The sequence below is a fragment of the Apibacter muscae genome (assembly GCF_007845635.1).
Classification (GTDB): Bacteria; Bacteroidota; Bacteroidia; order Flavobacteriales; family Weeksellaceae; genus Apibacter; species Apibacter muscae.
Window position 1 is genome coordinate 101,556 of sequence record NZ_SELG01000033.1, and the last position, 17,070, is coordinate 118,625.

16 protein-coding genes are annotated in these 17,070 nt (G+C 30.9%); 5 read left to right on the plus strand and 11 right to left on the minus strand.

The annotated features are described in order from the left end of the window. Position 1 precedes the first annotated feature (1 nt). The gene (locus tag ETU08_RS06965) at positions 2-1,024 is read left to right on the plus strand and encodes a lysylphosphatidylglycerol synthase transmembrane domain-containing protein (protein ID WP_146262309.1); all 1,023 of its coding nucleotides are present in this window, start codon (positions 2-4) and stop codon (positions 1,022-1,024) included. A 212-nt stretch (positions 1,025-1,236) separates the two neighbouring features. On the opposite strand, the gene ETU08_RS06970 is transcribed toward ETU08_RS06965, so the two are convergent. The 4 genes from ETU08_RS06970 to ETU08_RS06985 all read right to left on the minus strand — a co-directional run bounded on the left by ETU08_RS06970 (position 1,237) and on the right by ETU08_RS06985 (position 5,612). After that, a complete protein-coding gene (locus tag ETU08_RS06970) occupies positions 1,237-1,857 on the minus strand; it encodes a 50S ribosomal protein L25/general stress protein Ctc (protein WP_146262310.1) in 621 nt (206 codons plus the stop codon). A gap of 3 nt (positions 1,858-1,860) precedes the next feature. Further along, on the minus strand, positions 1,861-2,796 hold the full coding sequence (locus ETU08_RS06975) for a ribose-phosphate pyrophosphokinase (RefSeq protein ID WP_146262311.1): 936 nt from the start codon (positions 2,794-2,796) through the stop codon (positions 1,861-1,863). Positions 2,797-2,881: 85 nt separating this feature from the next. Beyond that, the gene (locus tag ETU08_RS06980) at positions 2,882-4,393 is read right to left on the minus strand and encodes an SGNH/GDSL hydrolase family protein (RefSeq protein ID WP_146262312.1); all 1,512 of its coding nucleotides are present in this window, start codon (positions 4,391-4,393) and stop codon (positions 2,882-2,884) included. 13 nt (positions 4,394-4,406) lie between these two features. Further along, entirely contained in the window at positions 4,407-5,612 is a 1,206-nt protein-coding gene (locus ETU08_RS06985; protein ID WP_146262313.1) for an OmpP1/FadL family transporter, read from the minus strand. Positions 5,613-5,877: 265 nt separating this feature from the next. Here ETU08_RS06985 and ETU08_RS06990 point away from each other — a divergent pair, with 265 nt between their 5' ends. After that, positions 5,878-6,117, plus strand: coding sequence for a FeoA family protein (locus ETU08_RS06990; protein ID WP_146262314.1), 240 nt, complete (start codon positions 5,878-5,880; stop codon positions 6,115-6,117). An 8-nt stretch (positions 6,118-6,125) separates the two neighbouring features. Continuing rightward, positions 6,126-8,171, plus strand: coding sequence for a ferrous iron transport protein B (gene feoB / locus ETU08_RS06995; RefSeq protein WP_146262315.1), 2,046 nt, complete (start codon positions 6,126-6,128; stop codon positions 8,169-8,171). A 33-nt stretch (positions 8,172-8,204) separates the two neighbouring features. Here the strand turns inward: feoB and ETU08_RS07000 are convergent, their stop codons facing one another. The 7 genes from ETU08_RS07000 to dut form a co-directional block, all read right to left on the minus strand. Further along, complete coding sequence (locus ETU08_RS07000) at positions 8,205-9,113, minus strand: DUF3078 domain-containing protein (RefSeq protein WP_146262316.1); 909 nt, start codon at positions 9,111-9,113, stop codon at positions 8,205-8,207. A 105-nt stretch (positions 9,114-9,218) separates the two neighbouring features. Continuing rightward, the gene (locus ETU08_RS07005) at positions 9,219-9,824 is read right to left on the minus strand and encodes a DUF4254 domain-containing protein (RefSeq protein WP_146262317.1); all 606 of its coding nucleotides are present in this window, start codon (positions 9,822-9,824) and stop codon (positions 9,219-9,221) included. A gap of 27 nt (positions 9,825-9,851) precedes the next feature. Continuing rightward, a complete protein-coding gene (gene tatA / locus ETU08_RS07010; RefSeq protein ID WP_146262318.1) occupies positions 9,852-10,040 on the minus strand; it encodes a twin-arginine translocase TatA/TatE family subunit in 189 nt (62 codons plus the stop codon). A gap of 94 nt (positions 10,041-10,134) precedes the next feature. Further along, entirely contained in the window at positions 10,135-11,682 is a 1,548-nt protein-coding gene (locus tag ETU08_RS07015; RefSeq protein WP_146262319.1) for a peptidoglycan DD-metalloendopeptidase family protein, read from the minus strand. Then, positions 11,682-12,476, minus strand: coding sequence for a lipoprotein insertase outer membrane protein LolB1 (locus ETU08_RS07020; protein WP_146262320.1), 795 nt, complete (start codon positions 12,474-12,476; stop codon positions 11,682-11,684). Before ETU08_RS07020 ends, ETU08_RS07015 begins: the two co-directional genes overlap by 1 nt. Positions 12,477-12,481: 5 nt before the next feature. Continuing rightward, positions 12,482-13,492, minus strand: coding sequence for a sugar phosphate nucleotidyltransferase (locus ETU08_RS07025; protein ID WP_146262321.1), 1,011 nt, complete (start codon positions 13,490-13,492; stop codon positions 12,482-12,484). A 47-nt stretch (positions 13,493-13,539) separates the two neighbouring features. Beyond that, positions 13,540-13,974 carry a dUTP diphosphatase gene (dut, locus tag ETU08_RS07030; RefSeq protein WP_146262322.1) on the minus strand — a complete coding sequence of 145 codons (435 nt, stop codon included), beginning with the start codon at positions 13,972-13,974 and terminating at the stop codon, positions 13,540-13,542. A gap of 177 nt (positions 13,975-14,151) precedes the next feature. Here dut and ETU08_RS07035 point away from each other — a divergent pair, with 177 nt between their 5' ends. Then, positions 14,152-15,711, plus strand: coding sequence for a helicase HerA-like domain-containing protein (locus tag ETU08_RS07035; protein ID WP_146262323.1), 1,560 nt, complete (start codon positions 14,152-14,154; stop codon positions 15,709-15,711). Positions 15,712-15,734: 23 nt separating this feature from the next. After that, positions 15,735-16,979 carry an exonuclease domain-containing protein gene (locus ETU08_RS07040; RefSeq protein ID WP_146262324.1) on the plus strand — a complete coding sequence of 415 codons (1,245 nt, stop codon included), beginning with the start codon at positions 15,735-15,737 and terminating at the stop codon, positions 16,977-16,979. Positions 16,980-17,070 lie beyond the last annotated feature (91 nt).

A 17,070-nucleotide genomic window follows, 5' to 3' on the forward strand; every position in this document is an offset into this window, starting at 1 on the left:
AATGAATAAAAAGATTAAAACTACTCTAACCGTCTTAGTATCTATAATTGTAGCCGGAGGTCTTATGCTATTAGTCGCAAAAAGTTTAGGTGGAAACTTTGTTGAAAAAACAATATCTGTAGTTAAAAGGGCAAACTATCTATGGATTGGTTTAGCCGCTTGTTTTGGCTTAGGAGCTTATTTTCTTAGAGCAATTCGTTGGAATTTACTATTAGAGCCCATGGGATATAAGATTCATAATTCAAATGCATTATGGACTTTATCTTTTGGTTACTTCCTAAATTTAGGCATACCACGAATGGGAGAAATAGGTAGAGCAACTGCACTTCAAACGGTTGAAAATGTTCCTTTTTCAAAATCTTTTGGTACGATTGTAACAGAAAGGGTTATTGATCTTCTTTTTATGCTTCTTTTTTTATTATTAGCTTTCATTTTTAATTATTCATCCTTATTATCTGCCATTAGTATCTCCATAAGTTCTAATGATAAACCTATTGAAATCAATTATACAATTTTATATATTATAGGTTTTACTACTTTATTACTATTTTCTTTAATTCTAATTTTAAGAAAAAAGCTTTTACAGCTATCAGTAGTAAATAAAATAATAAGCCTATTAAAAGGAATTCTTACTGGACTTATTTCAATTGTAAAAGTAAAACAAAAACTCAAATTCACACTTTTAACCATAGGAATATGGGTGTGCTATTTTTTTGCTTCTTATTTAATTGTATTTGCGTTACCTGAAACTTCTTTCATTTCTATACAAACCGGATTTTATTTGCTTGCAATTGGCTCTCTAGGTATGATGCTACCTGCTTCTGGGGGTATTGGCGCGTACCACGGTGCTATGATGATTGGATTTTCTGCTTTATTCTTAAGCTTAGATAAATCTGCATCGGAAGGGAAAGACATAGGATATTCTTATGCTATACTTTCTCATAGCTTGCAAATGGTTATTATGATTGTTATGGGACTAATATCCGTTGTAATGCTTGCCAGAAATAAAAAAACAAAAAAATAACATCTGATTTACAGTTCAATAGATATTACTTGAATATCAATTAATCAATTACAATTACTGTTTCAAGCAATAAAATAAAAACATTGAATGCTTACCTTTAGTTATTTATATAATTTAGCATTAAATATTCATTAATTATTTTTAGATTCAGAAATTAAAAATAAAAAAAGGATACTTACTTAAGTATCCTTTTTTTATTTTTAAAAATTGTATTAATTAGTTCCTTCCGCATTTTCATTTGCTGAACTTTCTCCATTTTCTTCATCATCGTCATCAGCTCCTGCCTTAACTGTACGTGAAGTTTTAACCGCTACAACCACTGTGTTGTCTGGATGTAGGATTTGAAATTTGTCATTTTTAAGTTTAGCAACTTCAAACTTATGACCAACATTTAAAGGCGTTACATCTATAACTATTTCATCTGGCAAATTAACCGGAATCGCTCTTACCTTTAATTTTCTTAAGTTTACTCGTAGTACCCCTCCTCTAACAACACCTTTAGATCTACCTGTTGTAATTACAGGAACTTCAATTGATACAGGCTTGTCTGGATTTAACTCATAAAAATCTGCATGTATAATTCTATCAGTTACTGGATGAAATTGCACATCTTGTAAAATTGCATCTATCTTTCTTCCATCAACTTCTAAAGTAACTGTGTGTGCTTCGGGAGTATAAACTAAGTTTTTAAAACTTTTTTCATCTGCTGAGAAGTGTAATACTTCTTTTTCTCCATAAACAACACAAGGAACTTTTTCAGCATTACGTAGAGCTTGGGATGACTTTTTACCTACGCTTTCTCTTTTTTCCCCTTGAATTGTAATTGATTTCATATTTTATATTAAAAATTTTTTACTTATAGATTCTCTATTATGAACAAGATTCATTATCTCTCCAAAAAGAGGTGCACAAGATAAGACTTTTATTTTGTCTACCAAATTATTTTTTAATGGTATTGAATCTGTGACAATTACTTCTTCTAATCTTGAATTATTAATTCGTTCGTAAGCTCCTCCAGAGAGAATAGGATGAGTTGCCATAGCTCTAACACTTAGTGCGCCGGATTCCATAATAATATCAGCAGCCTTTGTTAGAGTACCGGCTGTATCAATCATATCATCTATTAGAATAACGTTTCTATCTTTAACGTCTCCAATTAAAATCATATAATCAATATTATTAGCCTTTTTTCTTTCTTTATAACAGATTACTACGTCAGCATTTAAATGACTGGCATAGGTTCTCGCTCTTTTAGCTCCTCCCATATCCGGAGATGCTATTGTTAAATTTTTTAAATTTAATGAACGTACATAATTCACAAAGATGTTGGATGCAAATAAATGATCCACCGGTATTTCAAAAAAACCTTGAATTTGATCTGCATGCAAATCCATGGTCATTATACGCGTCGCTCCGGCAGCACTTAGTAAATTGGCTACCAACTTAGCTCCTATAGGTACTCTAGGTTTATCCTTCCTATCTTGCCTAGCCAAACCAAAATATGGAATCACTGCTGTAATTTTATCAGCAGAAGCTCGTTTAGCAGCGTCAATCATCAATAACATTTCCATTAAATTATCTGCAGGTGGAAAGGTTGATCCTATGATAAAAACTCTTGAACCTCTTACAGATTCTTCTAAACATGGTTGATATTCTCCATCACTAAAATCAAAAAAGCTCATTTTTCCTAATGGCATTCCATAACTTTGTGATATTTTTTCTGCTAAAGTTACATTTTCTCTGGTAGAGAAAATATGTACCGGTTGACTCATTTATGCTTATTAAAATTTTTACCCAAAAACAATGACACAAATTTATAATTTTTTCAGATATAGACTAATTATTGCAAATAAATTTCTAAGGAAAGTCTACGCCTTTGTAATTATTAGGATTTACTTTAGGTAAATTTGATAAATATTTTTTGTTAATAGACTCTATAAATTCATTAGCAATAAAGGCATATCCTCTACCTGAAGGGTGAACCCCGTCTAAAGAGAAAGCTCCTCCTGTAACAAATTTACTTGTATAGTTAACTCCATCATATGTAATCCCTGATTTTTTGCTTAAATCATTCATCAGCTTATTGACATCTACAAATGCTAAATTATATTGTTCTGCGTAATTCTTTATTATATTGTTGAATGCGATTGTTGCCTGTTTTATTAGATTTACTTCTACTTCTGTTAGTACCCATTGGTCTTCCAATGGATATGTTACCCCATTAATGGATTGTTCTGCTAGAACACCATCTTTTATAGCTTCTTGATTGGGCTTTCCAAGAATTGAGCTTACTGTTAATAACAAATAATCCTTTGAATTTGCTGGTCTAGATTGTCCATACAACTTTCCTAGAAAATTTGCTTGCTGTGATGGGATTCCTTTGGATATTAATACATTTGACAATTGTTGACTTAAATCTTTAATTGATTTATCTTTAATTAATACCGGATTTGCTTGTGTTGATGAATACACAATTTTTCTTTCCGGGTAACCTAAAGCTTCAAAAATTTGATTCAACTGTGAATATGAAGTATTAATTTTATCTATTTGATTTGGATCACTTGCTGTAAGTGCTTGAGGGGATAATGGGTTGAATGGAACAGTTGTAAAAAAAGGAATACTGGTTACGTCTGGTATATTCGCAACTACTCCTTTAGCACCTCCTGAAGTTAGGGTTTGTACTAATGTTTTATAAGCAGAATCAAAAGTAGAAATATCTGTAATTGGATTGGTGCCGTCCCCTCCAGAGGTAGCATAACCCAATACATCATTATTTCCTATCCACAATGAAAAAAAAGTTGGATTCTGCAACATTGCATCAGATAAAACTGAGGACTCTGGTGAAGATGCAAAACGTACAAAGTATGGATTTGCTTCTTGAGATTGTAATTTGTTAGGATTTCCATACCCCGAAACTATCAAATGAAATGATTTAGCTCCCGGAACTCCCATATTTTGAAAAGGCCCTTCAGAATATAAATTATTTATGGTTGTGCTTGCATTATCAGGGGCTGTTACTGGAGATAAACTACCATTTACTACTGCTAATATTTTTTTATTTTCAACTTTCAGCATGGGTATCCCCCCTAATTCATCATTCATATAAGGAACTTTAAAATCACCTCCTCCAGCGTATTTCATTTGAGTGGCTAACATAACTGGGTATGATTCTTTTTGACCTGATATATATAAAGCGTTATCTCTATAACCTGAAGTTAGTGAATTCCCTAACGCAACATATCTTGAAAAATCTGCCTGTCCTTTTTGAATAGCTACATCTGAGACATCCTCATCAAAACTATTTTTACAAGAATGTACGATTAATACTAATATAGGTAATAGAAAGAGATATAAATATTTTTTTTTCATCGTTTTTTAAATTTTAAAATGGATTCCAAGTTAATCCTAGTCCAACAATAAAGCTACTTAAGTTAGCTTCTCCACTAAAGTTATAAAATTCGTTATTAAATTTCCTTGACTTTCCTACATAGTAAATTCCAGATAAGTCAACCATTAGTTTTTTATTATAAAAACTATAACCTACTCCACCTGTAACAGCATTATTATTCGTACTAGGTGTTTCCGGACTCCAATAATTTGACCTTACAGGAGATTGATCGTAATAGTATCCTAAACGAACGGCTAAATCCTTAGTTGCTAAGTATTCTCCACCTATTCTAAAGGTATTTGAATTTTTAAATTTTTTGGGTGCCATTGAAACAGTAGGATCATTTTCTAAGTTACCCACCTGATTCTTTTTAAAGTTAAAGGTTAAATTTTCATATCTGTTCCACCCGGAAACATTCCAATCGGCGGATATAGATAATTTTGGTAATACTCTATAAGTTAGCCCAAGTGTAAATTCTGAAGCTAAAGGTAGTGTTGCACTAAACTGGTCTGTTGACGTTAAAAAGGGACTTTTCCCAACCAATGAAGAAGGAATATCAAATTCAGCTTTTCCTTTTTTTGCTTTCATATCAACTTTTGATCGATATGCTACGCTGATATCTAATTTGTCAGTGGGTCTTAGATACACTCCTACATTAAACCCGTTACCGGATGCATTTTTATCTTCTAACTTCATATGTCCATTTACGGGTGTTAATGATTTTTGTAAGTTTACGTTCCCTGTAGCATATATAACCCCTGCACCCACACTTATCCAATTATTAAACCTATAGGCAACCGTAGGTTGTATATAAAAAGCTTGAAGTTCAATTTTGTTGATTAAATCTTTTCCTGCCCAATCTCTCCCCCAATTAACTGTGCTTCCAAAAGGTGTTGTAATACTTAAAGCTACAGAAATTTGATTGGTTGCTTTGTAAGCCACATTAAATGTCATTGGTGTGCTAATTGGATTGTCTGTACTTGCCTTATAATGGGTTTGTAAATTTTGATAATTTACTTTGGTTCCTACTAAAAAACCTCCGGAGGATATACTCAGTTTAGAAGGGATAAATGCTATTCCTCCGGGATTAAAGAAAGCAACGCTTGCATCTCTTACATGTGCACTAGTATGCGCCATAGCTGCTTGTCTTACCCCTTGCAATGATACTCTAAAACCTCCAGCTTGTACCATTGAAATCATGATTATGAATATAAATATTAATAAATGCTTTTTATTTCTCATATAATTTAAAATTCTCTAAACTTTGAAAGCAAAACTATTAGTAATTTTAATAAATTATTAAAATATTAGCTAATATTTTCAGTTATAATAAGATATATTAATAAAATATTGAATTATTTTTTATGTATTCACAATTATCATATATACTATATAGATTCAAATTTTATTTATATTAAATCTAAATAATTTTTATATTTGCAATCAATTCACTTTGAGTCAATCTATGAACCCTCAATCATTATCCTTATTAAAACCTTCTGAAAAAGCAATAGTAATTGGTTTTTCAGAGGAAGATATTCCTGCGAAAATATTAGAAATGGGTATTGTACCTGGAGTTTCCATCTCTCTTATAAGAAAAGCTCCATGGAATGGTCCTCTATACATAGAATATGGGAATGAGAAAAGCATTATTATGCTAAGAAAAGAAGAGGCAAAATGTATTCTTATTGAGGTAAAATCTTAAATTTTATAATGGAAAAAAAAACTATAGTTCTTGTAGGGAATCCTAATTCTGGAAAAACTACCCTTTTTAATCAATTAACTGGACTTCACCAAAAAACAGGCAATTATCCCGGAATTACTGTTGAAAAAAAAGAAGGTAAATTTTCTTTTAAAAATACAAATTATAGAATTGTAGATTTACCTGGAACCTATAGCTTAAGTCCTTCTTCTGCTGACGAAGAAGTTGTATTAAATACTTTATTAGATACCAAAAATCCTTTTTATCCTGATTGTATAGTTGTCGTTGGAGATGTACATAATATAAAAAGAAGTTTATATTTATATAAGCAAATAAGAGATTTACAAATCCCCTGTATTTTAGCAATCAACCAAATTGATGATATTGAAAAAGAAGGTATTCTAATTAGAGAAGAGAATATTAGTACCTATTTTGACACTCCTGTTGTATTGGTTAGTGCTAGGAAAAATAAGGGTGTTGAAGAACTAAAAAATAAAATATATGAACTAACTACTAGTAGTGCTGTTACAAAAGAAATTCATTTTGAATGTCCTAATGAATATAAAGCTATTATCAACGAAATTAAAGAGAGTTGTTCCATTAATAATGATTATATTGCTTGGTTACTTATCACTCAAGTTAAAACATATAACATACCTCTTAAATATAAATCTGTTATTTCTGAAATTGAGAAAAAATACAAAATCATACCTAAACGTTTACAAGTTAAAGAGACTATTTTAAGACATCAGCAGATAGATAATGTTGTTGAAAAAATTGTATACAAAGATCCAACTTATCAAACTTTAACAAATAAAATTGATGAAATTGCTACACATAAAATTTGGGGATATTTAATTTTCTTTTTGATTCTTTTTCTAATATTTCAATCTTTATTTTATTTATCAAGTTATCCTCAAGATTGGATAGAAGGTATATTTGCAGATAGCAGTACTTGGATTTCTAAGTTTCTCCCCAAAGGTCCTCTTACGGATTTAATTGCTCAAGGAATTATTCCAGGAGTTAGTGGCGTAATAGTCTTTGTTCCACAGATAGCTTTGTTATTTTTTTTCTTGCTTTTAATGGAGGAGAGTGGATATATGGCTAGAGTTGTTTATTTAATGGATCGATGGTTCAAACCGGTGGGACTAAATGGAAAAAGTGTTGTTCCATTACTATCTGGGGTGGCATGTGCAATACCCGGGATAATGTCTGCTAGAAATATTGAAAATACTAAAGAAAGGCTTATTACCATTTTAGTAACTCCGTTTATGACTTGCTCTGCTCGCTTACCTGTATATTCAATCATTATTTCTTTAATTATACCCAAAGGAGAAGGTTTCTTTAATTTACAAGGAGTAGCTATGATGGTGATGTACCTACTAGGTGTTTTAATGGCTTTTCTCGGAGCTTCCATTGCTAATGCGTTTATAAAATCTAAATATAAAAGTTATCTTGTTTTAGATATGCCCAACTATAAAGTGCCATTCTGGAGAAATGTATTTTATGGTTTATATGAAAAGTCTTTAAGCTTTATAACCAACGCAGGAAAAATTATTATTGCTGTGAGTGTAGTTTTATGGGCTTTGGGAACCTTTGGAATTTCTAAAAACAATTCTAAAACTAATTATTTTGCAGAAGTACCTCTTGCTGATTCCTATTTAGGGAAATTCGGTAAAACTATTGAACCTGTATTCAGACCTTTGGGATATGATTGGAAAATTGATATTGCTATTTTATCATCTTTTGCAGCAAGAGAAGTTTTTGTGGGTACATTAGCTTCCATTTATAGCCTTGAAGAAAATGACTCAGATAGCAATGTGAAATTGAAAGAGCTGATGAAAAATGACATTAATCCCAACACTGGAAAACCTTCATTTAATTTTGCTTCAGGTGTTTCACTTTTGTTGTTTTATGCTTTTGCTATGCAATGCGTAAGCACCCTAGCAGTAGTGAAAAAAGAAACTTTTTCTTGGAAGTGGCCAATCATTCAATTATTATCAATGACTGGAATTGCATATTTCACAGCTCTATTAGCCTATCAAATATTAAAATAGTATATTTCAAGTATAAAATATTTATTTAACTAATTATTCCGTTTGAAATTTGTAGGACATTCCTAAGCCAAAGGTTTGCTTAATTTGAACCTTTTGTACTTGGTTGTGTGCATATATAAGATCAAAAGTAAGTTTAGTAGCTAGACTATTATTAATCTTCATATTAATAATAGTTCCGTATACTATGTTAAATCTTTCTACATGTTCCAGGTAGTTAGAAAATAAGCTTAAGGTATTGTTAGTTGAAACATTTTTCATTAAATCAAAATCATATTTTACAGTAACAAGGTTTCCCAATTCCATAAATAAGTTATCCCCATCTTTTTTTAAACCATACTCCCCTTTTTTTTGTAGTTTTTTATCTAAAATAAGTGTAGCTTTGGCAGTTACTGGTAAAATGGAAATTTGTAGTTTTCCGTAGGGCTTATATTCAAACCCCAAACCGAGAGTTACATAACCCGGCGACATAAAGGCTGATTTTCTATCCTTAACTGTATAGTCCGGATCAGCATCATAATTATAACCATTGGCCATCTGTGTAATTAATGATGATGCTATTGAACTATACCAACTTTTACTGATTTTATATCCGTACATCGATTCAATATGAATAACATCGTCTGTTTTTTTAGGTTTTTCCTTTTCGTTACTTACTTGACCATAACCTAAAATTATTTTATTCTTAAAGATGTTTTTACCTTTTTCATAATTGAATGAATAATTAATTTTAGCACTCGCACCAAATGAATTTACACCTCCTGCTACCCAATTAGAGAATGAACTTTGATTTATGGTTAACGATTGTTCACCAATAATTTTCCAATGTTTTTCTTTTTTTGGAACTATGATAGAATCCAATTCATCAACCTTTTTGTTTTCTTGTGCTTCAAACAGATTAATTGCTCCTATTAAAATAATATATGTGTAGATTATTTTCTGCATTTCACTGGTTTAATAGTATTAATAGATGATACTAGACTATATAAAAAAATTACGAAATTAAGATAAATTTCGTAATTTACTATACTTTAGAGTTATATACTAATATTATTTTTTATTGTACAATATAGGGTTTAAGTCTTCGTCATTATACATCTTCATTTGTTTATACACTTTCATATACTTTCTACCATGTTTATAATCTTCTAACAATTCTTCAATGGCTATGGATAGATCTTTATGTTGTTCTTTTAAAATTGAAAGTTTTTCTTTGCAATTTTGTATGTGTGTAGTCGAGGCATCTTCACGATTAACCTCCATATTCATATGATAAATTTTTAAGGCTAAGATTGAAAATCTATCAAGAGCCCAAGCAGGACTTTCGGTGTTTATTTTAGCTTCAGACAAAATGTTCACATCCTTAAATTTCTCTAAAAACCAACCGTCTAAATTTTCAACACGATCCGTTCTTTCTTGATTGGATGCATCAATTTTTCTTTTTAATTCTAAAGCTTCAATAGGATCAATCTTAGGATCTCTTATCAAATCCTCTAAATGCCATTGCACAGTATCAATCCAGTTTTTTAGATATAGCAGATGTTCAATTGAATGATTGGGATATGGATTTTTAATTTCTTGGTCTACCCTGTCAAGCTTATGATAATGTTCAATTGACTGATTAAAAATTCTCCAAGCGTTTTCTGTAAAATTCATAAAAAAATTGAGTGAAATTTTAAGTTATTATAACTCATCTTTAGTGGAATTGGAGTCCTTATTCTTAACCTCCTCATCTTTCTTGGTAGCATCTTTAAACTCTCTCAACCCTGTACCTAATCCCCTCATTAATTCTGGAATTTTTTTACCTCCAAATAATAATAATACTACCACTAGTATAATTACAATTGTCATAGGATGCTCAAATAATCTCATGATGTTATTCTTTAATAGATTTTTTCAAAGGTAATAAATATTTATTATTACAATATGCATATTGAATTAATACTCTCAAGTTTAAAAATATATTCTACATTCCTGAAATCCAATTGGCTGGATTTACTGGAACTTGTCCCTGCCAAATTTGGAAATCTAATAATGTATTATTTGCATCATCAGTATAAATTTTCCCTAGAGGCTGGCCTATTTTAACCTTATCGCCCGCTGAAACAATAGCCGTTGATAAATTTGCATATAAAGTAAAATAGTTCCCATGGTTTACTAGAACAGCTTTACCTCCTCCAGGAACTGCAAATACTTTGCTTACCGTTCCTTCAAATACAGATTTAGCTAAACTTCCGGGTGAAGTTGCTATTTCAACCCCTTTATGGTCAACTTTTATATTTTGCATAGTCGGGTGCGGAGAAGTCCCAAAAGTAGCAACTACTGTACCTATAGCTGGCCAAGGCAATCTGCCTTTATTTGCTTCAAAATTTTTAGATAAAGTTTCTGTATTAGTTATGGGTGTTTTTGTAATCCCTAAGGAAGCACGTTTATCATCAGCAATCTTTTCAGCCTCTTTAGCTTTCACTGCTTTCTCAGCAGCAAGTTTATCAGCAGCCACTTTTTCTGCTGCTGCTTTTTCTGCTGCCTTCTCTCTTGCTACTCTAATTTTTTCTGCTTCGATTCTGGCTTTTTCATTGGCTTCTTTTTCAGCTGCCTGCTTCGCTGCTAAAGCTTCTGCAGCTGCTTTTCTTGCTGCAGCTGCTTTTTCTTCTGCTAATTTTTTTGCTGCTAACTCTGCTTCCCTAGCCTTTCTCGCTCTTTCTTCCTCAATGGTTTTTCTTCTTGCTAGTTCAGCCAATTCCGCTTTTCTTCTTTCCTCTGCTTCTTTAGCTTTAGCAATACGCATTTCTTCTGTAATAATCGCCTGTACTTGTCTATCTAAAGCATTTCGTTGCGTTTGTTTTTCCTTAATTTTTGTTAACAAATCTCCTTGCTGCTTATTGTAAAGTTCAACAGCCGCTTCTTTTTCTTTCTTGTCTTTGTTTATTTCTTTTATTTGCGCTTGTTGCTGAGCAAGAATGTTAATTTTATCTTTTTTGGCTTTTTCTCTTAATTCAATTGTTTTAAGTATAGCTTCTTGCTTGGCTTCAATTTCAGCTACTTTTTCATTTTGATATTCAGAATATTTTTGTAAATATTTTATTCTTCGAAAGGCCTGGGAAATATCATTGGATGATAAAATAAAAAGTACCTTATTTTGCACTGATCTGTTTTTATAAGACCTTATTAATACTTCAGCATAATCCTCCCTTAAATCTTTTAGTTCTCTTCTTAATTTGTTTATAGCTAATTGATTAAGATAGATTTCATCATCTAAAACTTTAGACTCTTTTTTCGTGTTATTTATTAAAGCTTCTCTTGCTGCTAATTTTTTATTTAAATTAGTTATATAAATTAATGAGCTTTGAGATTGATTTTTACTGATTGATAAAGCTTTATTTAATTCTACAATTTCTTGTCTTAGCTTAGCACTTTCTTTCTGAAGATTTTCTTTCTTATAAGGCTGTTGTGCATAGGTTATACAGCCTAAAAATACAGCTGTGAAAAGTGTAAAATATGACTTTATACTCATTAGTTTATTTTTCTTTGGGTATATCCTTTAGGTATATCAAATGGAGTTTCCATTTTAACGGATTCAAATTTATTATATTCTAAAGTAATAGAAGCTTCTTTTTGGTCTTTTAAGATAATTTTAATATTCTTTGGGAATTTCAAATTTTCAAAGAGTAAATATTCACCGTAACTAACTTCAATTAAAGAATTGTATTTTTTATCTTCCATTTTAACTTCTTTTAAGTTGTAGTTGGAATCCAATGAAATTTTCACTTTGTAATTACGAATGTTTTTCCCCTCACCTACTCGAATATCTTTTATTGATTGTAGTATAAATTGGTTTTTTTCAATTGAAAATTTATAATCCTTAGGAGTTATTGTTAAAAATATTTTACCTGTTAATAAATTTTCTATACTTGAATAATCTAAAAAATCTACATTTAATAAACTATTAATATATTTAAAATCTGTATCAATATAACTCTTTCCTATTTTTTCATACAGCTTAAATGCTTCAGGGGTAATACTAACTCTTGCTAAAGGCAATATTAAAGATGCATTTCCCCAAATTTCTTTATATTTATCTAAATATAAAACCAATGAAACAGAAGGATAACTTGTTTCTCCTACTTTTATATTTGCATTGGCTTTAATTTTTAAATTCTTAAATTCCAATGAACTATTGATATTGTCAAATACCCTTTTTTCATTAACACTCTCAAAATTGATTTTATTCGTTTGTTCAGTACTAACTTTTTGGGTATTACAAGAAAAAAGAATAGTTAATAATGCAAAATAGATTATATATTTCATTTAGGTTATTTTGTTTCTAAAACACTAAAATCACCTAAACTTAAAGCGCTTGCTACTCCAAAGTATTTTGCTGAACTTCCTATCATAGAATTGTTTAAGTTCCCATGAGTGATAAGAGTATTTTCTTGTATTAAAGAATTTTCAATATTACTACTATCAATTTTAGTACCATTGCCTAGTGAAACATAAGGACCTATTTTTGAGTTAGTAATTTTTACATTTTCCCCAATATAGCAGGGCGGAATAATTAAGCTGTTTTTAATCTCAGCACTTGCTGGATATTCAATCGCATTGTCTTTTTCATAATCTAATATCTTAGAATTCGTTTCAACAGTTGCATCTTTATTTCCACAATCCATCCAATCGTCTACTTTGCCTAAAGTAAACTTTGCTCCCTTTGTTTTCAAATTATCTAAGGCATCTGTTAATTGGTATTCTCCTCCAGATTTAATATTATTATCTATAAGGTAATCAATTTCATTCATTAACTTCTCTGCCTCTTTAAAATAATATATTCCTATAATGGCTAAATCAGAGATAAATTCTTTAGGTTTCTCCACAATTGACTGAATAACCCCATAAGCATCAAGTTTTACTACTCCAAAAGCACTTGGGTTTTCCACTTTTTTCACCCATATAACTCCATCGGAGTATTTATCCAGTTGAAAATCTGCTCTAAAAAGTGTATCTGCAAAGGCTATGATTACAGGTCCAGACATACTATTCTTAGCGCAATGTATTGCGTGTGCTGTTCCACAAGGCTCTAATTGATAATAAATAGAAGCTTTTGCTCCAAGGTTTTCAGCAGCCTTAATTAATTTATTTTCAACATCTTGACCAAAATCTCCAATGATAAAAGCTATTTCATCAATCTTTTCATTCACAACCTTAGCAATATCTTCAACTAAACGTTGTACAATTGGTTTTCCAGCAATAGGAATTAATGGTTTAGGTACTGTTAATGTATGCGGACGTAAGCGTGAACCTTTTCCCGCCATAGGTACAATTATTTTCATGGTATTTTTATGATTAATTATAATATATATTTTAACTTTTAATATGTTTAATTTATGCCTGAACTTCCATAGCCTCCATTACCTCTAGAAGTATTGTTTAGTTCACTAACCTCAACCCATTCAACGGTTTCATGCTTAGAAATAACCAATTGGGCAACTCTATCTCCATCATTTATAACAAAATCATCCTTAGACCAATTGACTAAAATTACTCCTAATTCTCCTCTATAATCGGCATCAATCGTTCCGGGAGAATTAGGACACCCTATCCCGTGCTTTAGAGCTAAACCGCTACGCGCACGTATTTGTCCTTCATACCCTGGGGGAATCTCTAAGTATAAACCCGTAGGAATAATTTTTCTTTCCAAAGAACGTAAAGTTATAGGCTCATCTAAATTTGCTCTCAGATCCATACCTGCAGCCAATGCCGTTTTATATTCTGGTAATTTATGTTTAGACTTATTGATGATATTAATTTTCATTCTTTCCTTTTAAATATTTAAGGCAAAATAATAATAAAGTTTTTTAATATACAACCTCTTAGAGGTATTAACTATTTTGATAAAAAAAAATTGTATAAACTAATCTTTTACAATCTCTATAACACATGGAGAAATAAAATTTTTAACTTTACCGCTTATATTTTTTTAATCCGTCTTATGAAAGAACAATTTATTAAAGAACTAAGTACTCGTTACACTTTTAAAGGAGAAAAAATAGTCTTAGGCAAGGCTATGCTAGATAGAGAGGTGATGACAGATGTAGAGATAGGAGTTCCTTTAAAAATGATTAACCGTCACGGTTTAATTGCCGGAGCTACAGGAACGGGAAAAACCAAATCTTTACAAACACTTTCAGAGCAACTCTCTCTTAATGGTGTTCCAACTTTATTAATGGATATCAAAGGGGATTTAAGTGGTTTAGCAAAACCTGGTGATCATTCCAATGCTAAAATTCTGGAACGTTATAAGAGTCTTGAACTTACCTATAACGCACAAGGCTTTCCTGTGGAATTACTAACAATCTCCAAGGAAAAAGGAGTTCGGCTTCGTGCCACAGTAAAGGAATTTGGACCTATTTTATTAAGTAAAATATTAGGGCTAAACGATACTCAGACGAGCATTATATCTATAATTTTTAAATATTGTGAAGATAAAAATCTCCCTTTAATAAATCTTTCTGACTTAAGAAAAGTTTTGCAATATGTTACGGATAATGAGGAAGGTAAAAAAGATTTGGTCACCCATTATGGATCAATTGCTTCTAGTTCTTTAGGAGCTATTCTTAGAAGCATAGTAACCTTAGAACAACAAGGTGCTTCCTGCTTTTTTGGAGAACCTAGTTTTGATCCTAACGATCTACTTAAATTTAAAGATAATTTAGGGGTAATCAATATCATTCGCTTAACAGATATACAAAATAATCCATTATTTTTTTCCACCTTTATGTTAAGCCTACTTACAGAAATTTATCAAAAATTCCCTGAAATAGGCGACCAAGATAAACCCAAACTTGCCATATTTATTGATGAGGCTCATTTGATTTTCAATGAAGCTTCTAAAGTATTAATCAATCAAATTGAAACCATGGTTAAATTGATTCGTTCAAAAGGAGTAGGTTTATATTTTTGTACACAAGTGCCTGGGGATGTTCCTGAGGGTATACTAAGTCAATTGGGGTTGAAAATTCAACACGCTTTAAGAGGATTCACGGCTAAAGATAAAAAAGAGATTGATAAGGCTGTGGAAAATTATCCTTCTTCTAGCTATTATAAAGCCAATGAATTAATTCAACAATTGGGAATTGGTGAAGCCTTTATAACTTCTTTAGATGAAAAGGGAATCCCTACTCCACTGGCAGATACATTTATGATTTCTCCAAGTTCCAGAATGAATATTTTAACTGAAACAGAAATTGAGGAGATCGTTAACGATTCGTATTTAGTCAAAAAATATGAACAAAACTTGGAAACGAAAGGAGCTTTTGAAATATTATCGGAATCAAGCAACAATAATTCTACCCCAAAAGAACAATCGGATGTCTCAACGAAAAAAACAACTCCCGATCAAAAAAAATCAACGAAGGATACCTCTTTATTTTCCACAATTTTAAATTCTGCTTTTGTAAGAGATATGGGAAGAACCATTGTTAGAGAAGGATCGAAAGCCTTGTTTAATGCTTTAGGTGTCAATAAAAGAAGATCTAGTAGAAAAAGATAAAAGTTAAGAATAATAGTTATCCAATGGATTATGCCATCTTAGATATTGAAACCACCGGTGGAAAATTTAATGAAGAAGGAATCATTGAAATTGCGGTTTATAGATTTAATGGTGAAAAGGTAACGGATACTTTTATTTCAATGGTGAATCCTGAAAGAAAAATCCATTTTTATGTACAAAAACTTACAGGTATTACCTCTAAAATGGTTTTAGCAGCACCCAAATTTTATGAGTTAGCGAAGAGGCTTATAGAAATTACTGAAAATGCTATTATTGTTGCTCATAATGCAAATTTCGATTATAGAGTTATAAAAAATGAATTTAAACGACTGGGTTACAATTATCAAAGATTAACTTTAGATACGGTTAACCTTTCAAAGAAACTAATTCCCAATATGCCTTCCTACTCTCTAGGCAATTTATGTTCAGAATTAGGAATCCCTGTTAGTGATAGACATCGGGCGCATGGAGATGCTAGAGCAACCGTTCAGCTATTTCAATTATTATTATCTAAAGATATAAACAAAAATATTATTACTTCTTTTATTCAGGAAGAAACCTCAATTAAAAAGGAAGAAAATAATAAAATTAATAAGTTACTTGAAAATTTACCACAATTGCCCGGCGTCTTTTATCTTCTCGATGTCAATGGAACTATTATATACATAGCTTCAAGTAGGAATATAGCTATAAAAGCTCGTTTAATATTAACGCACAACCAAAGAAAATCTAAAATAATACTTAAACAAACTGTATCTATAACTTATGAACTCACCGGCAGTGCTGTTATAGCTGAAATAAAGGCGCTCAATGAGGAGATTGCAATTCTTCCTAAATTTAGAGCTATTAAGGAAAACTATCCTTTTTTACAAGGAATTTTTATAAAAGAAGATCAATTTACAATAACTTCAATTACTCATAAAAATAAAAAGAGTGCTTGGCTCGCTTTTTCAACAGTTGAAGAAGCAGAATCATTTTTAGAAAATTATACTTATACAGAGACTTCAAAAAATAATTATTTTTTAAAAGAAGACAAACTACTCCTGTTAGGGATCGGTAGAAATAAAAACGAACACTCTTTTCTATATCTAGAAAAAGGATTATTAAAAGGCTACGGTTATTATAAACTACACTCACAAATCAAAAGTGTAGATCGTATTCAAAAAATTATGACCCCTGCTACAGCCAACCTCAATCTTCAACTGCTTATTAGAAATTTAGTTTACATTAATAAAAAACTAATTAAAAAGACAATAACTCAAGAGTAATTAAACCCTTAGATCATTTACCATTCCTTTATTAAAAAGGTAACTTATTTTATATTTTTGAATTATGACATTATGGCATGATTTACTTAAA